20 protein-coding genes are annotated in these 18,439 nt (G+C 47.9%); 11 read left to right on the top strand and 9 right to left on the bottom strand.

The features are described from left to right. Positions 1 to 86 precede the first annotated feature (86 nt). From OCU74_RS11455 to OCU74_RS11440, 4 genes are all read right to left on the bottom strand, one after another. Complete coding sequence (locus tag OCU74_RS11455) at positions 87 to 1,805, bottom strand: proline--tRNA ligase (RefSeq protein ID WP_087479853.1); 1,719 nt, start codon at positions 1,803 to 1,805, stop codon at positions 87 to 89. A gap of 96 nt (positions 1,806 to 1,901) precedes the next feature. Then, positions 1,902 to 2,621 carry a tRNA (N6-threonylcarbamoyladenosine(37)-N6)-methyltransferase TrmO gene (gene tsaA / locus OCU74_RS11450; protein ID WP_087479852.1) on the bottom strand — a complete coding sequence of 240 codons (720 nt, stop codon included), beginning with the start codon at positions 2,619 to 2,621 and terminating at the stop codon, positions 1,902 to 1,904. Continuing rightward, a complete protein-coding gene (locus OCU74_RS11445) occupies positions 2,618 to 3,088 on the bottom strand; it encodes a YaiI/YqxD family protein (RefSeq protein WP_087479851.1) in 471 nt (156 codons plus the stop codon). Before OCU74_RS11445 ends, tsaA begins: the two co-directional genes overlap by 4 nt. After that, complete coding sequence (locus OCU74_RS11440) at positions 3,085 to 3,381, bottom strand: hypothetical protein (protein WP_087479850.1); 297 nt, start codon at positions 3,379 to 3,381, stop codon at positions 3,085 to 3,087. Before OCU74_RS11440 ends, OCU74_RS11445 begins: the two co-directional genes overlap by 4 nt. Positions 3,382 to 4,174: 793 nt before the next feature. Here OCU74_RS11440 and OCU74_RS11435 point away from each other — a divergent pair. Continuing rightward, positions 4,175 to 4,684, top strand: a complete 510-nt coding sequence (locus tag OCU74_RS11435) for a GNAT family N-acetyltransferase (RefSeq protein ID WP_143693123.1) — start codon at positions 4,175 to 4,177, stop codon at positions 4,682 to 4,684. On the opposite strand, the gene OCU74_RS11430 is transcribed toward OCU74_RS11435, so the two are convergent. Both OCU74_RS11430 and OCU74_RS11425 read right to left on the bottom strand, forming a co-directional pair. Continuing rightward, positions 4,644 to 4,937 (bottom strand): DUF3301 domain-containing protein, encoded by a 294-nt coding sequence (locus OCU74_RS11430; protein WP_087479848.1) that lies wholly within the window; start codon positions 4,935 to 4,937, stop codon positions 4,644 to 4,646. The two genes, OCU74_RS11435 and OCU74_RS11430, sit on opposite strands and share 41 nt — an antisense overlap. A 1-nt stretch (position 4,938) precedes the next feature. Continuing rightward, positions 4,939 to 5,979, bottom strand: a complete 1,041-nt coding sequence (locus OCU74_RS11425) for a DUF3549 family protein (RefSeq protein ID WP_087480127.1) — start codon at positions 5,977 to 5,979, stop codon at positions 4,939 to 4,941. Between the two features lie 134 nt (positions 5,980 to 6,113). On the opposite strand from OCU74_RS11425, the gene OCU74_RS11420 reads away from it, so the two are divergent. Beyond that, positions 6,114 to 6,434 carry a YqcC family protein gene (locus tag OCU74_RS11420; protein ID WP_087479847.1) on the top strand — a complete coding sequence of 107 codons (321 nt, stop codon included), beginning with the start codon at positions 6,114 to 6,116 and terminating at the stop codon, positions 6,432 to 6,434. Then, positions 6,427 to 7,149 (top strand): tRNA pseudouridine(65) synthase TruC, encoded by a 723-nt coding sequence (gene truC / locus OCU74_RS11415; RefSeq protein WP_087479846.1) that lies wholly within the window; start codon positions 6,427 to 6,429, stop codon positions 7,147 to 7,149. Before OCU74_RS11420 ends, truC begins: the two co-directional genes overlap by 8 nt. A 67-nt stretch (positions 7,150 to 7,216) precedes the next feature. On the opposite strand, the gene dxs is transcribed toward truC, so the two are convergent. Genes dxs through xseB form a run of 3 tightly spaced genes read right to left on the bottom strand, consistent with a single transcriptional unit; the run spans position 7,217 to position 10,247 of the window. Next, on the bottom strand, positions 7,217 to 9,079 hold the full coding sequence (gene dxs / locus OCU74_RS11410; RefSeq protein ID WP_087479845.1) for a 1-deoxy-D-xylulose-5-phosphate synthase: 1,863 nt from the start codon (positions 9,077 to 9,079) through the stop codon (positions 7,217 to 7,219). A gap of 21 nt (positions 9,080 to 9,100) precedes the next feature. Beyond that, positions 9,101 to 9,985: a (2E,6E)-farnesyl diphosphate synthase gene (gene ispA / locus OCU74_RS11405; protein WP_087480126.1), complete on the bottom strand. Its 885-nt coding sequence runs from the start codon at positions 9,983 to 9,985 to the stop codon at positions 9,101 to 9,103. A gap of 7 nt (positions 9,986 to 9,992) precedes the next feature. Then, positions 9,993 to 10,247, bottom strand: a complete 255-nt coding sequence (gene xseB, locus OCU74_RS11400; protein ID WP_087479844.1) for an exodeoxyribonuclease VII small subunit — start codon at positions 10,245 to 10,247, stop codon at positions 9,993 to 9,995. A 367-nt stretch (positions 10,248 to 10,614) separates the two neighbouring features. Between xseB and pomA the strand changes: the two genes are divergently transcribed. The 8 genes from pomA to rlmM all read left to right on the top strand — a co-directional run bounded on the left by pomA (position 10,615) and on the right by rlmM (position 18,439). After that, positions 10,615 to 11,379: a flagellar motor protein PomA gene (gene pomA / locus OCU74_RS11395; RefSeq protein ID WP_087479843.1), complete on the top strand. Its 765-nt coding sequence runs from the start codon at positions 10,615 to 10,617 to the stop codon at positions 11,377 to 11,379. A 17-nt stretch (positions 11,380 to 11,396) separates the two neighbouring features. Next, positions 11,397 to 12,356: a flagellar motor protein MotB gene (locus tag OCU74_RS11390; RefSeq protein ID WP_087479842.1), complete on the top strand. Its 960-nt coding sequence runs from the start codon at positions 11,397 to 11,399 to the stop codon at positions 12,354 to 12,356. Positions 12,357 to 12,457: 101 nt separating this feature from the next. After that, entirely contained in the window at positions 12,458 to 13,366 is a 909-nt protein-coding gene (locus OCU74_RS11385; RefSeq protein ID WP_087479841.1) for an aldo/keto reductase, read from the top strand. Between the two features lie 193 nt (positions 13,367 to 13,559). Continuing rightward, complete coding sequence (gene thiI, locus OCU74_RS11380; protein ID WP_087479840.1) at positions 13,560 to 15,008, top strand: tRNA uracil 4-sulfurtransferase ThiI; 1,449 nt, start codon at positions 13,560 to 13,562, stop codon at positions 15,006 to 15,008. Positions 15,009 to 15,420: 412 nt separating this feature from the next. Beyond that, positions 15,421 to 16,341 carry a transcriptional regulator GcvA gene (locus tag OCU74_RS11375; RefSeq protein ID WP_087479839.1) on the top strand — a complete coding sequence of 307 codons (921 nt, stop codon included), beginning with the start codon at positions 15,421 to 15,423 and terminating at the stop codon, positions 16,339 to 16,341. Next, positions 16,322 to 16,963: an alpha/beta family hydrolase gene (locus OCU74_RS11370; RefSeq protein WP_087479838.1), complete on the top strand. Its 642-nt coding sequence runs from the start codon at positions 16,322 to 16,324 to the stop codon at positions 16,961 to 16,963. Before OCU74_RS11375 ends, OCU74_RS11370 begins: the two co-directional genes overlap by 20 nt. Then, the gene (locus OCU74_RS11365) at positions 16,953 to 17,351 is read left to right on the top strand and encodes a DUF423 domain-containing protein (protein WP_087479837.1); all 399 of its coding nucleotides are present in this window, start codon (positions 16,953 to 16,955) and stop codon (positions 17,349 to 17,351) included. Before OCU74_RS11370 ends, OCU74_RS11365 begins: the two co-directional genes overlap by 11 nt. Then, positions 17,348 to 18,439, top strand: coding sequence for a 23S rRNA (cytidine(2498)-2'-O)-methyltransferase RlmM (rlmM, locus tag OCU74_RS11360; protein ID WP_087479836.1), 1,092 nt, complete (start codon positions 17,348 to 17,350; stop codon positions 18,437 to 18,439). Before OCU74_RS11365 ends, rlmM begins: the two co-directional genes overlap by 4 nt.

Raw genomic sequence — 18,439 nt, 5'->3', positions numbered from 1 at the left:
ATCCATCGCTTAAATGACCTGAATGGTGAGCCTGTACAGCAATAAAAAAGGGTTGCCAGAGCAACCCTTCGACAAAAAGCTATTGATTACCGCGTCAGCTGTGCCTGAATATGTGCAACGATCTCATCCATCGACACGGGTGTTTTTTCACCGGAGCGACGGTTTTTATATTCGAAGTTGCCTTCATCCATACTGCGATCACCGATCACGACCATATGTGGAATCCCGATCAGTTCCATATCGGAAAACATTACGCCGGGACGTTCTTTACGGTCATCAAACAGGACATCGATTCCCTGAGCTTTCAGATCTGCGTAAAGCTTTTCTGCTGCTTCCTGTACCCGTTCGGATTTATGCATGTTCATTGGCACAATCACTACTTCAAACGGGGCAATAGCATCCGGCCAGATAATACCGTTCTGGTCGTTATTCTGCTCAATTGACGCAGCAACAACCCGGGTACATCCGATACCATAACAACCCATTTCCATGGTAACACTTTTGCCATCCGGACCGAGAACACTGGCTTTCATCGCTTCTGAATAGTTCGTTCCCAACTGGAAGATATGACCTACTTCAATACCACGTTTGAGAAGCAGTGTTCCCTGACCACATGGGCTTGGATCACCTTCAACAACATTACGCAGGTCAGCAACCTGACCGAGCTCGACGTCACGACCCCAGTTAATCCCGAAGTAGTGTTTGTCATCAATGTTGGCACCACCGGCAAAATCACTCATAACCGCGACGGAGCGATCGGTGATGAATGGTAGTTTCAGACCAACTGGTCCCAGAGAACCAGGACCGGCACCAATTAGGGCACGGATCTCTTCTTCTGTAGCAAATTCCAGCGGTGCAGCCACTTCAGGTAAGTTTTCGGCTTTCACTTCATTCAGATCGTGATCCCCGCGAACCAGCAGAGCAATAATTGGTGCATCAACAACATCCGAAGCTTTGACATAAAGCGTTTTAATCGTTTTCTCAATCGGCAGACTAAACTGTTCAACCAACTGTGCGATCGTTTTTGCATTCGGTGTATCGACCAGAGTCATTTCCTGAGTCGGTTCTGCTGGTGCAGTTGCCGGAGCCAGTGCTTCTGCTTTTTCGATATTGGCTGCGTAATCCGATTCGGTTGAGAAGGCAATCAGATCTTCCCCACTTTCTGCCAGAACGTGGAATTCCTGCGAACCGCTACCGCCAATTGCGCCGGAATCGGCCAGTACCGGACGGAAATCCAGACCCATACGATTAAAAATCTTACAGTAAGCGGTATGCATATCCTGATAGGTTGCTTCCAGACTTTCCCGATCCACATGGAAGGAATAAGCGTCTTTCATGATGAATTCACGTGAGCGCATCACACCGAAACGGGGACGAACTTCATCACGGAACTTCATCTGAATCTGATACAGATTCAGAGGCAGCTGTTTATAGGATTTGACTTCGTTACGGACCATGTCAGTAATGACTTCTTCATGTGTCGGTCCCAGTACAAACGGTCGGTCGTGGCGGTCTGCGATGCGCAGCAGTTCCGGGCCGAATTTATCCCAGCGGCCGGTTTCCTGCCATAGTTCGGAAGGCTGGACAACCGGCATCAGTGTTTCTACGGCACCGGCATTGTTCATCTCTTCCCGAATAATATTTTCGACTTTACGCAGTACACGCAGCCCGGTCGGCAACCAGGTATAAAGACCGGAAGCAAGTTTCCGAATCATTCCGGCCCGTAGCATAAGCTGATGACTGACGATTTCTGCGTCGTTTGGTGTCTCCTTCAGCGTTGAAAGAAGATATTTACTGGTACGCATTGATGGTATCCGTTCATTAAGTTGTACAACGACTTCCCCGGATAATCTGGGGGAGCATTAAATTAGGCCGCTAATGATATCAGTCATTTTCATTTGTCAAAAGCGTTCTATTGCGGTAACCGTGATGATCGACTGACTGACGCTGAATTTGACGTTCAGATCAAACAAATTCACCGCATATTCTTTATTATCCGGCTGGTCTTTTTTATAAGCGGGACGCGGATCCTGTGCCAGAACCTGAGTGATCACCGCTTCGATTTCATGTGCTTGTGGATGTGCTGCCAGTGTTGTCCGGGCAGAATCACAAAAATGGACGGCAGAGCGTTCCGGCTCGCTGCCGGCATACCCACCACTTGCCTGTTCAATACAGTCAGCATAGGGGAGATATGGTTTGATATCGATAATTGGTGTGCCGTCAACCAGATCAACGCTGCCAACGTCGAGCCATGTCTGCTTGCCTTCCTGCCGGATACCGCGAAATTCGACGGCTGACATACCGATGCCGTTCGGACGAAAAGTTGAGCGGGAGGCAAATACGCCAACCCGTTCATTACCGCCGAGACGAGGAGGCCGGACGGTTGGTTTCCAGCCGGCCGACAGGTTCTGGTCAAACAGAAACAGTAGCCACAGATGGCTGAACTGTTCAATACCACGGACTGATTCCGGGCAGTTGGCTTCACCGAGTAATTCTATCTGAGCGGTTGCCGCCGGTACGAGACGGGGTTGTCTCGGTACGGCAAATTTTTCTTTGTAAGGGCTATGGATGATACCAATGGGTTCCAGCGAATAGGATGCTGAAGACAGTTCTGCTGTCATGATTTTGGCCCTGATGTTGCGCGGAGGTGTTTTGCCAGCTCCCGGTCGAGGTGGTTGGCGAAGTCCCGTCGTTCTGCCTGACTCATGACGGGCGGTCCTCCGCTCTGAATACCACTGGCTCGCATTGTTTCCATGAAATCACGCATGGTGAGTCGGGCTTTAATTGTGTCAGTAGTAAACCAGTCACCACGCGGGCTTAGTGCCATTGCCTGATGTTCCAGTACTTCGCTGGCCAGCGGAATATCTGAAGTGATGACCAGATCTCCGGCAGTGATCCGGCGTACAATTTCGTTGTCAGCAATATCAAAGCCACTTTGCACCTGTAAAAAGCGGATATTCTCCCGCCGGGGAAGAGGAATTACGTGATTGGCCACAAAAGTACATTCTACTCCGGTACGTTCAACAGCACGGAGGATAATTTCACGGATGACTTTCGGGCAGGCATCTGCATCGACCCATATTTTCATGATTTCTGGCCTGATTGGTTTTCTAACTGTTCTACCCGGGATAAAAGATCGGCAACTCGCTGTTCAAGCTGAGCAATTCTTTCTTCGGTTGCAGAAACTGAAGGCTGAACGGCAACTTCGATTTTGGGAACCTGTCTGGATGACTTCCAGCGTTTTATTGTGGTCACAATTGCCGGGATCGGTACTTTGGTACTCAAGCGGGCTTTCACTAATGCAACTGTGGGTTCTTTGCCTTCATCGACCAGTTGTGAAATCACAGATTCGAGCTCTTGTGATATGTCTTTTGTCAGCATAAATATCCTTTTCTGAGACCTTTGAATGGTGGTCTGATCAGAAGAGATTTTACGCTGGATGAGACTGCAACAAAAGCGCTAATTAATTTGTAAGAGATCGCTTACAAGTGCTGTGAGAGATAGCGGTATTTATGATGGATTAAAAGCTCATTGTTAGTTTAACTTATTGATTTTTAACAATAATGATAATTGCTTATGCAACTGCTTATAAAGTGAGCGGACCAGTGTGTTGCCGGAAAAATTCAAACGTCGTAAATTGAGTAGGTCGGCAGGGAACGACAGGGATAAAAGCATCAGGGAGTGATGTCTTCGGGAATGAAGATGAATTACAGGGTTTAGGTAATTCAGGCGGGAAGGCTTAGGAACGGCGTAAGGACGCGTATAACAGGCGAGGAGCCTGTTGCAGGGAGAGCAAGACAATATCTCTGAACAGAGTGAGTTGATTCCATCAGGATGATGAAGGAAACCGCTTAAGGATGAGTGATGTGAGCTGGACAGGAAAGACAGCGTTACGGATGACTCAGGACACCGCTGGGATTGCGATGCAGGATAGGTTGAAGGAATCAGCCTTCGTTATGGATGATGCAGGGAGCTCTTATTTGTGGCGGGAATGCTGCGTGTAAGACCGAGCCCCGATGCCTTTACGGTGTCGGGGCTTTCCATTATCTGTATTTACTGTTTGGATATATACTTGGGTATATAATCTAGGATAAAGAAAGGCAAGTCTGGAAAAACCGTTATAGAAGCTTGCGACGAATTCACAGGATTCGTTCGGATTGAACAAGGATGAATTGTGACAATAGCAACGCAAAGGATGCTTTTGCTACCATATACGGATGTATATGAGTTTGATTTTTTATCGCTGTTATGCTCTCCGGGGAACCGGTTTTTTCATCAACAGCCGTTTAGTGTGTCCAGTGCCCGGGCTCAGTTTCATCATGTTTTAGCCGATTCAAATATCTATGCGATGGCGGTGGTTGATAATGAGTGCCGCGAATATATGGGGCATCTCGCTTTGGATCTGCATGACAAAGATGTGGGAGAGCTTCAGTTTATTCTCAATCGTCTCTACTGGGGCAGAGGTTATGCCACTGAAGCCCTGAAAGCCTTCCTTCAAAACGTATCTTTGCGTTTCACATTAAAGAAAATCCGCATTTTCGTGAATGCACAAAATCAGCCGGCAGTGGCTTTAATGCGAAAACTCGGGTTTATCTCCCGCTCAGTTTCACCGGAAACTCCGGAAATTCTTTACGAATATGAACTCACAGCCGGTGAACCGGAACAAAAAATTTGGCAGGTGTGAATCCAATCATATCCAGATATCCCTGATAACAGTCGTCTCCCAATGATGAAAATTCAAAAGTGTATCGGGTGTGCCAGCGCCAGCGACGTTGTTCATCACGGATACGATGACTGAATGTCACACTAACGACCTGTAGTTCTAGCTGGCGACATTTCTTCTCAATCGTTTGTCTGGCAATTTCGGCCTGACGCCGTTGTTGCCAGAACAGGAAACAGCCGAAACAGACCAGAAGGATAATGATCAGATCCTGCATCCTAACGACCTCTGGTTTGCTGTTGAAGTGCAGACAATGCTGACTCAAGTTCTCCGGAAGCCGTTGTATGCAATAAAGGCAGTAAAATAATCCGCAGTTCGGGGAGCATTACCAGATCGGCAAACAACTGGTTGAACAGTGCCTGATTACCTGTTTGTGCCAGTCGGGTCAGAAACAGCTCGGCCAGATGTGGCTGACAGAGTGCTGACCAGCTTCGCCCTGCAATTCCAATCAGAATTTCTGCGTGGCAGAGCTGGGGTTGTGCCAGCAGTTGAGTGACAGTTTCATCAAGCTGTTTGTCCGGTGATCCGGATAAGGCCCGGAGCAGTGCTGAGAGGAAGAACAGATCCGCTTCCGCTTTTTGCATTTCAGCGTTAGCCATCGTCTGTAATTTGTCGGCAATTTTACGGGTCAATGGAGTATGTTCTAATGCACCAAGCAGAGCATAGCTGGGTTCTGATGGCAGATGCGTCAGTGCCTTCAGAATACCCGGAGCATTCTGCTCCTGCCCCAGCCGGGCACATATATCTGTGATTCCCTGAAGCCCGATGGTTTGCCAGTTATTCCAGCCCAATCCGCCCTGAAAATAATGCTGGGCATGTTCATAATACTGACTGGCGGGTAATCTGAGCATTGCCCGGACCTGACTGTGAAACACAGCCATTTTTTCTTCCGGTGGCGTAAAAGTATACGGATTGTTGGCGAGTTTCTGCTGCTGTTCTTCACTCAGGCTTTGACTGATGCGTGTTCCCATCGCTTCAAGCATATAGCGGATAAACTCACTGATGTCTGCCGGTTGCAGCAGACCTCTTTCATCCAGTTCAAACTGTAAAAACCAAATCCAGGGCTGGTTGGTTTCATTCCAGTAAACGATTGCCAGCCGGGCAATCCGCTGTACCGGATATGGGTAAGGTTGTTGTGCCCGTTCTATTCTGGCAAAAGTTTCTGGAGCGATGGGCTGAATACGGCGTCCGAGATCAACGATCTGATATTGACAGTCACTCTGTTTCAGTAAATCGGTCAGGGTTTGTATTGTTTCCATAAATTTCATTTTTGTGTGGCTGATTCTGTTGCGGACGGTTTCTGCCGGAAATAACCGAATCACTGCCGGGATAATTTAGCTTGTCTTCAATACATGGTACTCTATCCGCCGATTTCAAGTCGTCTTTTTTCTTTATGTCAAAATATCAGCAATTAAACCAATCATTAAGTGAGCTTGAAGCGTGCTTACAAACGCTGCAGCTATGGCAGGAAATACCACCTTCAGTTCAGGCGTTATCCAGTCAGCAGCCTTTTGCCATTGATACTTTGTTACCGGAACAGTGGCTCCAGTGGATTTTTATTCCGCAAATGCGTCAGCGAATTCAGGAACTGGCAGAAATTCCGCGTGGATTTGAAATGACACCGTATTTTATCGAAGTCTGGCGGGATATTCCGGAAAATCAGGAAGTCATTTCCGGATTACTGAGGATTGAGGAGATTTGCCGCCATGCTTGAGATCATCTATCAGGACGAGTTTCTCGTTGCGGTCAATAAGCCTGCCGGGATGCTGGTTCACCGTTCCTGGCTGGATAAGCATGAAACCCGGTTTGTGATGCAGACGTTACGGGATCAGATCGGTCAGCATGTGTTTCCCTTGCATCGCCTGGATCGGCCGACTTCCGGTGTACTGGTGTTTGCATTATCCAGTGAAACTGCGGCGCAGGTCATGCCTTTGTTCGCCAGTCATGAGATGGAAAAAACTTATCATGCTGTGATCCGGGGCTGGATTGAAGAAGCTGCGGTGCTGGATTATCCGCTGGTTGAGGAACTGGATAAGATCGCTGATAAGTTCGCGAAAACAGATAAACCGGCTCAACCGGCAATTACTGCCTATCAGCCACTGGCCAGAGTGGAGGTTCCGTATTCAACCGGACGTTTTCCTACCAGCCGTTATGCATTGATTGAGATGAAACCTCAGACGGGACGCAAACATCAGCTACGCAGACATATGCACCATCTGAGTCATCCTATCATCGGTGATACGACTCATGGTGACGGTAAACATAATCGTCTGTTTCGCGAGCACTATGATTGCCACCGCTTATTACTGCATGCATCGCGTTTGAGTTTTGTACATCCGCTGACCGGAGCTCCGGTGACGATTCATGCTTCACTGGATGATGTGTGGCAGAGATTGATCAGTACATTTGGCTGGCAGGACATATTGTGAAGGTTGATGACCGGTAAAAATAAACTCCCCGGATGGGGAGTTTCTTGTCTCTGGGATTAGAAAAGTATTACCGGATATAAGCGAGAATTGCCTGTTCAATCCCGGCAGCATCCAGTCCGAGTTCGGTGTGTAACTCTTCTTGTGTGCCCTGATGAATGAACTGATCCGGAAGTCCGAGATTGAGCGTCGGTTTGATTAGCTTTTCTCTCATCAGAAACTCAACTACTCCGGCACCGGCACCGCCGGCGATAGCATTTTCTTCCAGTGTAACCAGAACATCATGTTGCTGAACCAGCTCACGGATCAGTGTTTCGTCCAGCGGTTTGACAAAACGCATATCTGCAACCGTTGCATCCAGTTTTTCTGCGGCGGTCAGTGCGTGTGGTAATAAAGCACCAAAGTTGAGGATAGCTACTTTCTTACCCTGCCTGAGCATCCGTCCTCGACCGATTTCCAGTGCAGTAAACTCGGTTTTTATTTCAGCGCCAATGCCGGTTCCTCTCGGATAGCGGACTGCACTTGGGCCGAGATGCTGATGTCCGGTATAAAGCATCTGCCGACATTCGTTTTCGTCACTGGGTGCCATAACAACCATGTTCGGGATACAACGCAGAAAGCTAAGGTCGAACGCGCCCTGATGCGTCTGCCCGTCGGCGCCGACCAAGCCGGCCCGGTCAATTGCAAACATCACCGGTAGATCCATGATTGCAACATCATGAATCAGCTGATCATAGCCCCGTTGCAAAAAGGTTGAATAGATTGCCACGATTGGCCGGTAACCACTGATTGCCATTCCGGTTGCCAGTGTGACGGCATGCTGTTCGGCAATTGCTACGTCAAAGTACTGTTCCGGATACTCTTTTGAGAATCGTACCATCCCGGAACCTTCTCTCATGGCCGGCGTGATCGCCAGAAGTTTGGGATCGCTGGCGGCCATATCACAGAGGAAATCACCGAAGACTTTCGAGAACGTCGGATGCTCGCCACTGCTTTTGGGAAGTGATGTATGACTTGGGTCGAACTTGGGAACGGCATGATAACCGATCGGATCTTTTTCAGCCTGCTCGTAGCCTTTGCCTTTTTTGGTCATAACATGCAGAAATTGTGGTCCTTTAAGCTCCCGCATGTTTTTCAGGGTTTTTGCCAGTTCGACCACATCGTGCCCGTCAACCGGACCGATATAGTTAAAGCCGAGTTCCTCAAACAATGTTCCGGGAACGACCATACCTTTCAGGTGTTCTTCGGTTTTCTTGGCAAATTCTTTAATCGGAGGCAGACCGGAGAGAACTTTTTTTCCGCCTTCACGGATGGAAGTATAAAAATGACCGGAAAGCAATTGTGCCAGATGGTTATTCAATGCCCCGACATTCTCTGAAATCGACATTTCATTGTCATTGAGAATCACCAGCATATCCGGATGGACGTCACCGGCGTGGTTCATCGCTTCAAAAGCCATCCCGGCGGTAATCGCACCGTCGCCGATGACACTGACAACCTTTCTGGATTTTCCTTCCTTACTGGCACAGATAGCCATTCCCATCGCGGCACTGATCGATGTAGATGAGTGACCGACAGATAAGGTGTCATATTCACTTTCTTCACGCCAGGGAAACGGATGGAGACCGCCTTTCTGCCGGATTGTCGGCATTGCTTCCCGTCGTCCGGTCAGAATCTTATGCGGATATGCCTGATGGCCGACATCCCAGATCAACTGATCAAATGGCGTGTCGTACACGTAGTGTAACGCAACGGTCAGTTCAACGGTGCCCAGACCTGAAGCCAGATGTCCGCTGGACTGGCTGACCGAATTGAGCAGATAGGTTCTCAGCTCTTCGCATAATTTCGGCAGCATGTCTTTCGGCAGCGTTCTCAGCTCTTGAGGCGTGTTTGCCAATGCCAGTGTCGGATATTTTGAAATATCAAGGGTCATAATTATATGCTTATGATCTTATTAACTTTTTCGCTCGATGACATATCGGGCGAACTGTTCAAGTAAATCAGTATTATAAGGAATTGATGCCAGAGCCTGAAGCGCTTCGTCCAGTAAAGACTGCGCTTTCTGCTCTGCACCGTCGAGCCCCAGCAGAGAAGGATAAGTACTTTTGTGGTGCTTGTAATCCGATCCCTGAGGTTTCCCCAGTGTCTGTGTGTCTCCAACGATATCCAGAATGTCATCCTGAACCTGAAAGGCGAGACCGATTGCATCAGCGTAGCGATCCAGAAAAGGAAGCAAGGCTTGCCCTTTTTCTCCGGCAGATAATGCTCCCAGACGGATGGCACACCGGATCAGCGCACCGGTTTTGTTGCGGTGGATCTCTTCCAGTTCAGTTAATGTCACCTGACGACGTTCTGCATCCAAATCTAGCGCCTGCCCGATACACATGCCTGCGGCACCGGAAGCTTGCGCCAGCGACTGAATCATCCGGATGCGATACGGCTCGGCATGTTGTGCCAGAGTACCTTCTGCGAGAATCGAAAATGCCAGTGTTTGTAAAGCATCTCCGGTCAGAATAGCTGTGGCTTCGTCAAACCGGATATGGCAGGTTGGTTGCCCCCGGCGCAGTTCGTCATCATCCATGGCCGGTAAGTCGTCATGGATCAACGAATAAGCATGAATACATTCAATTGCTGACGCCGGTGTGTCGAGCTCTTCCGGTTCACATCCCAGCATGAGCCCGGTGATATAAACCAGATAGGGACGAACTCGTTTTCCCCCCAGTAACAATCCGTAGCGCATGGCTTCAATCAGGGATTGATTCTGATGGGGAAGTTGTTCAAGCCAGTGATTTAACTGCTGATTATTCCGCGTCTGATAAGCGCTTAGGCTGTCTATCATATGATCTTTATACTTCTGAATTGTCATCTGATTCGACAAAATCACTCAGGCTTGACTCATCGCTGTCGCTGAGCAGTATTTTTACCCGCTGTTCGGCATCATTGAGTTTCGCCTGACCGGAACGGGCCAGTGCGATACCGCGTTCAAATGTTTTCAATGCGTCATCCAGAGGTAAATCGCCGTTTTCAAGCTGGTTAACTAAGGTATCCAACTCTTCAATCGTTGCCTCATATGACATATTTTCAGGTTTCTTGCTCGCCATATAACATCCAATAGGGGAGGAATGGAGGAAAGTTACCGCAGGGCGTGAAGATGGTCAAATAGAACCGGAAGAATTTACTCTCACAACACACTTTTTGTCCTGAATCAGCAGAATTGTGAATGTCTGCGGCGAAACCTGTTTATATTCTCATGGGTGATAAGTTTTGCCAGAGATCATAAATATTGTTGCTTTCAGAAGGATTCAAAGGTGCATATATGCTTTTCAGTGTATTTTCGGTATAAACTTATGAGGGCTTTTCTGAAGTTTTTTCTGGGCGAGTCCATAATTTAGTTAAAGATTTTATGCTGTTGCCGATACCCTGAGTCAGAGAACTCTCAAAAATGAATGGTTGCATGAGGAGTGTTTCGTGGATTTAGCTACACTGATTGGTTTGATAGGTGGTTTAGCTTTCATCGTTATGGCCATGGTTCTGGGTGGTGGTCTGATGATGTTTGTGGACATCACCTCCGTGTTAATCGTTGTCGGTGGTTCAACATGCGTTGTGATGATGAAGTTTACATTCGGGCAATTTTTTGGTGCGGGGAAAATCGCGGCCAAAGCGTTCATGTTTAAGGCCGATGAGCCGGAAGATTTGATCGCCAGAATCGTAGAGATGGCAGATGCAGCCCGGAAAGGTGGTTTTCTGGCTCTGGAAGAGATGGAAATCAGCAACAGTTTCATGCAGAAAGGAATTGATTTGCTGGTTGACGGTCATGATGCAGATGTGGTGCGTTCGGCACTGCAAAAAGATATTTCACTGACAGAAGAGCGGCACGAAGCCGGAACAGGCGTATTTCGGGCTTATGGTGACGTTGCACCGGCGATGGGAATGATCGGGACACTGGTTGGTTTGGTGGCGATGCTGTCAAACATGGATGACCCGAAATCAATTGGTCCGGCAATGGCGGTTGCGTTGTTGACGACGTTATATGGTGCGGTGATGGCGAATATGATCTTTTTCCCGATTGCCGATAAATTAGCCTTGCGCCGCGATCAGGAGATGCTGAACCGGCGTCTGATTATGGATGGTGTCCTTGCTATTCAGGATGGCCAGAACCCCCGGGTTATTGACGGTTACCTGAAGAACTATCTGAACGAAGGTAAACGGGCTCTGGATGTGGATAACGAATAAGCGCGGGGAACCTGGCAATGGATGAAGAGAATAAATGTAAATGTCCGCCCCCCGGAGCTCCGGCATGGCTGGCGACATTTTCTGACTTAATGTCTCTGCTCATGTGCTTTTTCGTATTGTTACTCTCTTTTTCTGAGATGGATGTTCTGAAGTTCAAGCAGATCGCCGGGTCGATGAAATTTGCTTTCGGGGTACAAAACCGGCTGGAAGTTAAAGATATCCCGAAAGGGACCAGCGTGATTGCTCAGGAATTCAGACCGGGAAGACCGGAACCAACACCTATCGATGTGATCATGCAACAAACGATAGATATTACCCAACAGACACTTGAGTTTCAGGAAGGGGATGCTGATCGTGCTGGTGGCACTCAGCGTACAGAAGGTTCTCTGACTGGTGGTCAGTCTCCGGAAACATCCACGCAGGATAACCAGAATAATGAATCGGTTGATCAGCAGCAGCAGGCGCAGTCACCGAGTACCGAAGAGATGGAAGTCATTTCGGAAAACCTGAAAAAAGCACTGGCAACAGAGATTGAGCAGGGGGCGATCGAAGTTGAGAACCTTGGTCAGGAAATTGTAATCCGTATTCGTGAAAAAGGCGCCTTCCCTAAAGACTCGGCGTTCTTACAACCGAAGTTCCGGCCGCTGGTCCGGCAGATTGCGGAACTGGTTAAAGATATTCCGGGTGTCGTGAGAATCTCAGGTCATACAGATAACCAGCCACTTGATTCGGAACTGTACCGTTCGAACTGGGACTTATCGGCACAGCGGGCAGTTTCTGTGGCGCAGGAAATGGAAAAAGTCGCGGGCTTTGATCATGAAAGAATGGAAGTTCGCGGTATGGCAGATACCCAGCCAGTTGCATCGAACGATACAGCAAGAGGGCGTGCGCAGAACCGGCGGGTTGATATCAGTATTCTTCAGGGTAAGCCCGTATACAGTGATGAAGTGCCGTCGGCACAGAAGCAGCCGAAGTGAGTACTGTTGAGTAACCTCCCGGACGACAATTAAAAAGTAAGCGATTTCGCTTACTTTTTTTACATGAGACAACCCATTGATAAGATGGATGGAGAATCAATATGGTGAAGCAGGTAACCATTGCAGAACAAGGACCGGTGTTTTCGGAGATTGTTCAGGGATATTGGCGGCTGGCCGAGTGGAATATGACGCCCCAGGAACGGTTGACCTTCTTAAAGCAGCATGTTGAATTGGGGATTACTACCGTTGATCATGCAGATATCTACGGTTACTACACATGTGAGACGCTCTTTGGCGAGGCGCTGGCACTACAACCGTCTTTCCGCCAGCATATTCAGATCGTGACAAAGTGTGATATTCAATTATGCGGTAGTGCTTTTCCTCAGCGGCAGATTAACTATTACGATACCGGGAAAGCACATATCCATCAGTCTGTGAATCATTCGCTGGCACGTCTTGGTGTTGATGAAATCGATGTGCTGTTGATTCATCGTCCCGATGCATTAATGGATGCCGATGAAGTGGCGCAGACATTTTCAGAATTACAGCAGGCCGGAAAAGTAAAACACTTCGGAGTTTCCAATTTTACCCCATCGCAGTTTGATTTATTACAGTCACGTCTGGATCAGCCGCTGGTGACCAATCAGGTCGAAATCAATCCGCTTCATTTTGATGTGATTCATGACGGGACGCTGGATCAGATGCAGATGCTCAGAACCCGGCCGATGGCATGGTCATGTTTAGGTGGTGGTGCCGTTTTTAGTGGTGAGAGTGAGCAGGTTCAGCGTGTCCGTCAGGTGCTGACTGAAATTGGTCAGGAAGTCGGGGCGCAGAGTATTGATCAGGTTATTTATGCCTGGGTCAGACGGTTACCGTCATTGCCGGTTCCGATTCTCGGATCCGGTAAGATTGAGCGGGTAAAAGCCGCAGTAGCAGCGCTGAAGATCGAACTGAGCCGGGAGCAGTGGTATCGTATCTGGGTTGCTTCAAAAGGTCATCCGGTACCTTAGCCGCTGTCTGTTGAACGATGATTCCCATATATCAATTCACTCCGGAGAGTCGCTCAGGAATGAATTGATACTTTTCCCTGTTACTGCTTCTCGTGTATAATCCTGCGCCTTCAATTGCTGTTCATCTGCTCTGTTACAATCAGGCAATGTAAATTGGTACAGCAGCGTTTCAACCTAAATTGCGAATTGTCTTATGAAATTTATTGTTAAGCCCCATCCGGAAATTTTTGTGAAAAGTGAATCGGTACGGAAACGTTTTACCAAAATTCTCGAATGTAATATTCGCAATATTATTCAGCGCCGGACGGAAGCTGTTGCGGTATTTAACCGTCGTGATCATATCGAAGTAACTTCTGCCAGTGATCAGTATTATGCCGAAACGCTGGAAATTCTGACCCATACGCCGGGAATTCATCATGTGCTTGAAGTTCAGCAGTCAGATTTCAATGATTTACATGATATCTATGAACAGGTTCTGGCGCACAGCCGGAGCAAGATTGAGGGGAAAACTTTTGTTGTCCGGGCCAAACGCCGCGGGAAGCATGATTTCACCTCCATTGAACTGGAACGTTATGTTGGTGGTGGTCTGAATCAGGCAGTTGAAAGTGCCAAAGTAAAACTCAACAATCCGGAAGTGACTGTTCGGGTTGAAATTTCCGGAGATAAACTGAACCAGATTATTGCACGTCACAAAGGGTTGGGGGGATTCCCACTGGGAACTCAGGAAGACGTGCTCAGCCTGATTTCCGGAGGATTCGACTCTGGTGTTTCCAGTTATCTGCATATTAAACGGGGCTCAAAAGTTCATTACTGCTTTTTTAATTTAGGCGGTCCGGCTCATGAGATTGGTGTAAAGCAGGTTGCTCACTATCTGTGGAATAAGTACGGCTCATCGGCCAAAGTCCGTTTTATCGCGGTTGATTTTGAACCTGTTGTGGCTGAAATTCTGGAGAAAGTGGACGACGGGCAAATGGGCGTTGTTCTGAAGCGGATGTTTATGCGGGCTGCCGGTATGATTGCTGAGCGTTTCGATATTCAGGCGTTGGTGACCGGCGAAGCGCTGGGGCAGGTGTCCAGTCAGACGCTGACTAATCTGCGCCATATTGATGGCGTAACTGATCGCCTGATTTTACGTCCACTGATTAACTGGGATAAAGAAGATATCATCAATCTTGCCAGAGATATCGGAACAGAAGATTTTGCTAAAACGATGCCGGAGTATTGTGGTGTTATTTCCCGGCGGCCGACAGTCAAAGCTGTCCGGGAAAAACTGGAAGCAGAAGAAGCGAAGTTTGATTTCTCTATTCTGGAAGGTGTGGTGTACAGCGCACGTCAGATGGATATTCGCGATATTGCTCAGGAAACCCAGCAGCAGGCACCGGAAGTTGAATTGGTTGATGCGATTCATGAGCATGCTGTAGTACTGGATATTCGCAGTCCGGATGAAGAAGATGAGCATCCGTTAGTGTTGGACGGTGTAGAAGTGAAACATCTGCCTTTCTATAAGTTGGGAACTCAGTTCGGCGATCTCGATCAGTCGAAGACCTATCTGCTGTATTGTGACCGGGGTGTCATGAGCCGTTTACAGGCGTTGTATCTCAAAGAGCAGGGCTTTAATAACGTGAAGGTCTATCGTCCTTAGAATGTCGCACAATAACATACAGGAACCACCGGTTACGGGCTGGCTGGTTCTGGTGTTTGATGCCTTGCTATCGTTTTGCTGAATATGGTGCTTGTACCTTTTCGGGCGGAGCGTACATAAAAATACACCGCCCATCGGAAGGCGGTGTGAAACATTTGACAGACAGGTCAAAATAAATACAGGAAGTATGCTTGTGGCTGAAAGCCACAGAACAAGTGGTGAAACACCACATACTCGAAATACGAGTTTGCAAACACAACATCGCAACACAAAGTCTATTGATCCTAAGGAGAATCAAGTCGTTAAGACTTGTCTGCGGCAGAAAATATAGAGTTTTTCTGGTTGGTAAACAATGGACAAATTATAATGCTTCACATAAAAAAAACTAATCCATTAAGTTGAGGATCATTGTGTGAACAAAAGATTACCTCCTCTGAATGCGCTCCGGGTTTTTGAATCAGCAGCGCGTCATTTAAGTTTTACGAAGGCGGCGGAGGAACTGTATGTCACTCAGGCTGCCGTTAGCCATCAAATCAAGTCGTTAGAAGAATTTCTCGGATTAAAGCTGTTTCTCCGGAGAAACCGCTCTCTTTTGCTGACAGAAGAGGGACAAAGTTATTTTTTTGAAATCAAAGATATTTTTACCGCCATACAAGAATCTACAAATAAGCTGCTTTCCCGCAGTGAAAAGGGCGCATTAACAATTAGTCTGCCGCCGAGTTTTGCAATTCAGTGGCTGGTTCCCCGTCTGGCTGACTTCAATCAACAGCAACCGGATATCGATGTTCGGATAAAAGCAGTTGATAAAGATGAAGGTTCACTGGTCGATGATGTGGATGTTGCAATTTATTACGGAAAGGGACTATGGCCGGGTTTAAGAGCAGATAAGCTCTATCAGGAATTTTTGATCCCTTTATGTTCCCCGTTACTGCTGGCGCGGGAGAAACCGCTGCATTCACTGGAAGACATATCTCATCATACGCTGTTGCATGATACTTCCCGGCAGGACTGGAAAACCTTTGTCCGGGAAAATGGTCTTTCTGGTGTACACGTTGATCACGGGCCGATTTTCAGCCACTCGACCATGGTGTTACAGGCGGCGGCTCACGGGCAGGGAATTGCGCTGGGAAATAATGTGCTGGCACAGCCGGAAATTGATGCCGGGAGGTTGGTGGCACTGTTTGATAAAGTGTTGATGACTGAAAATGCTTTTTATCTGGTCTGTCATGAAAAACAGGCGAACACGGGACGAATTGCGACTTTTCGGAACTGGATGCTGAACCGGGCAAAACAGGAACAAGAGGTGATTTTGGATGACGGATACAACCGTTAGCGAGCATACGAGAATGAACGGACCGACGGATGGGCCGGTATTTATTTTTGCCCATGGTGCAGGAGCAGATATGGACCATGCATTTATGGAAACCGTTGCCTGTGGACTGGCAGAAAGAGGCATTCGGGTGATTCGTTTTAACTTTCCCTATATGATTCGTAAGAACCTCGAAGCGAGGAAGTTTCCACCGGATCGGGCTCCGAAGTTAATCGCGGCTTTTGAGACGGCGATTGGTGAGTATGCCGCTCAGGGTGCAGTGATTGGTGGTAAGTCGATGGGAGGGCGGATTGCCAGTCTGTTAGACGGAAATCCTCTGGTCAGGGGGATTGCTTGCCTGGGATTTCCTTTCCATCCGCCGGGGAAGCCGGAAAAGATGAAAGGGGAACATTTAGCCGGTAGTGAGAAACCCTGCCTGATTCTGCAAGGCGAGCGGGATACTTTCGGGTGTCGTGAAGAAGTTGCTGCCATGACATTGAGTCCTCAGATTCAGGTCGTTTATATTCCGGATGGTGATCATAGCTTTAAGCCCCGGAAAAGTTCAGGTTATACCGAGCCGGAAAATCTGGCGTTTGTGGTGGAGCAACTGAGTCAGTTTATCTGGAGAATCAGTCATGAAAAGTAAATCTCTGTTTCTGTTTGCAGCCTGTTTTGGTGCGTTTGGTGTTGGATTGGGGGCTTTTGCTTCCCATGGTCTGAAAGCGATTTTGTCACCTGACCTGCTTGGTGTGTTTGAAGTCGGAGTCCGGTATCAGTTTATTCATACACTGGCTTTACTGGGTTGTGGTGTCATGATGCTGTTGTCATCACAAGAGAAGGTACAGAAATATTTTTATCGGGCCGGGATCTGTTTTATCATCGGCATCTTTTGCTTTAGTGGCAGCCTGTATGCACTGGCTCTGACTGGTGTGAAATGGTTTGGTCCCATTACACCTTTCGGGGGTGTCTGCTTTATTCTCGGATGGTTGCTGATGTTTGTGGCTGCATTGAATATGAAAGAGGTGAATCAGTGAAGCAGGTCATGCTCTATTGTCGGGCTGGTTTTGAGAAAGAATGTGCCGGAGAAATTCAGGATAAGGCCAGTAGAATTGAAGTTTTTGGCTTTCCCCGTCTGAAGTATCAGACAGGTTATGTCCTGTTTGAATGCTATCAGGATGGCGATGCAGATAAACTGATCCGGGAGATCGACTTCCAGAGTCTGATTTTTGCGCGACAGATTTTTGCAGTGCGTGCCAGTTGTGAATCATTACCGGCAGAAGACCGTATTTCTCCGATTCTGCAGGCGCTTGGTGAGTCTGAAGACTTCCCGCGTTGTGGGGATCTTCGGGTTGAAACTCCGGATACCAACGAAGCGAAAGAACTGCTGAAATTCTGTCGTAAATTTACAGTACCACTTCGGCAGGCATTGCGTGGAAAAGGTATCTTACTGGGTAAAGAAAACCCGAAAAAACCGGTGCTCCATATCTGTTTTGTGGCTCCGGGTCATTGTTATGTCGGTTACTCTTATTCCAGCAATAATTCGCCATTTTTCATGGGTATTCCCCGCCTGAAGTTTCCGGCAGATGCACCGAGCCGTTCAACGCTGAAACTGGAAGAAGCTTTCCATGTTTTTATTCCCCGTCATGAGTGGGATGAACGTCTGGCCTCTGGAATGTGGGCTGTGGATTTAGGTGCTTGTCCCGGAGGCTGGACCTATCAGCTGGTGAAACGATCAATGTTCGTCCATGCGGTTGATAACGGGATGATGGCAGAAAGCCTGATGGAAACCGGCCAGGTGAAACACCATATGGAAGATGGCTTTAAATTTGAACCAGCCCGTAAGAATGTGACCTGGCTGGTGTGTGATATGGTGGAGAAACCTTCCCGCGTTGCACAACTGATGGGAGAATGGCTGATTCGTGGTTGGGCTAAGGAAGCATTGTTTAACCTGAAATTGCCGATGAAAGGGCGCTATGATGAAGTATTGCAGGATATCGAAAACCTGAAACAGTTTCTGAGTGAGAATCAGGTTCGTTTCCAGTTGCAGGCAAAACATCTCTATCATGATCGGGAAGAGATTACGGTACATGTCCGGAGTTTATCCAATATTTCTCCCCACTAA

It is taken from the genome of Vibrio mangrovi (assembly GCF_024346955.1).
GTDB classification, from domain to species: domain Bacteria; phylum Pseudomonadota; class Gammaproteobacteria; order Enterobacterales; family Vibrionaceae; genus Vibrio; species Vibrio mangrovi.
The sequence above is the reverse complement of the archived record's forward strand: the minus strand, read 5'-3'. Positions and strand labels throughout refer to the sequence as shown.

What these genes read in the sequence shown, in the direction of transcription:
- OCU74_RS11455 (WP_087479853.1), bottom strand. Translation starts at nt 1,805, where the DNA reads ATGCGTACCAGTAAATATCTTCTTTCAACGCTGAAGGAGACACCAAAC.
- tsaA (WP_087479852.1), bottom strand. Translation starts at nt 2,621, where the DNA reads ATGACAGCAGAACTGTCTTCAGCATCCTATTCGCTGGAACCCATTGGT.
- OCU74_RS11445 (WP_087479851.1), bottom strand. Translation starts at nt 3,088, where the DNA reads ATGAAAATATGGGTCGATGCAGATGCCTGCCCGAAAGTCATCCGTGAA.
- OCU74_RS11440 (WP_087479850.1), bottom strand. Translation starts at nt 3,381, where the DNA reads ATGCTGACAAAAGACATATCACAAGAGCTCGAATCTGTGATTTCACAA.
- OCU74_RS11430 (WP_087479848.1), bottom strand. Translation starts at nt 4,937, where the DNA reads ATGCAGGATCTGATCATTATCCTTCTGGTCTGTTTCGGCTGTTTCCTG.
- OCU74_RS11425 (WP_087480127.1), bottom strand. Translation starts at nt 5,979, where the DNA reads ATGGAAACAATACAAACCCTGACCGATTTACTGAAACAGAGTGACTGT.
- OCU74_RS11420 (WP_087479847.1), top strand. Translation starts at nt 6,114, where the DNA reads ATGTCAAAATATCAGCAATTAAACCAATCATTAAGTGAGCTTGAAGCG.
- truC (WP_087479846.1), top strand. Translation starts at nt 6,427, where the DNA reads ATGCTTGAGATCATCTATCAGGACGAGTTTCTCGTTGCGGTCAATAAG.
- dxs (WP_087479845.1), bottom strand. Translation starts at nt 9,079, where the DNA reads ATGACCCTTGATATTTCAAAATATCCGACACTGGCATTGGCAAACACG.
- ispA (WP_087480126.1), bottom strand. Translation starts at nt 9,985, where the DNA reads ATGATAGACAGCCTAAGCGCTTATCAGACGCGGAATAATCAGCAGTTA.
- xseB (WP_087479844.1), bottom strand. Translation starts at nt 10,247, where the DNA reads ATGGCGAGCAAGAAACCTGAAAATATGTCATATGAGGCAACGATTGAA.
- OCU74_RS11390 (WP_087479842.1), top strand. Translation starts at nt 11,397, where the DNA reads ATGGATGAAGAGAATAAATGTAAATGTCCGCCCCCCGGAGCTCCGGCA.
- OCU74_RS11385 (WP_087479841.1), top strand. Translation starts at nt 12,458, where the DNA reads ATGGTGAAGCAGGTAACCATTGCAGAACAAGGACCGGTGTTTTCGGAG.
- thiI (WP_087479840.1), top strand. Translation starts at nt 13,560, where the DNA reads ATGAAATTTATTGTTAAGCCCCATCCGGAAATTTTTGTGAAAAGTGAA.
- OCU74_RS11370 (WP_087479838.1), top strand. Translation starts at nt 16,322, where the DNA reads ATGACGGATACAACCGTTAGCGAGCATACGAGAATGAACGGACCGACG.
- OCU74_RS11365 (WP_087479837.1), top strand. Translation starts at nt 16,953, where the DNA reads ATGAAAAGTAAATCTCTGTTTCTGTTTGCAGCCTGTTTTGGTGCGTTT.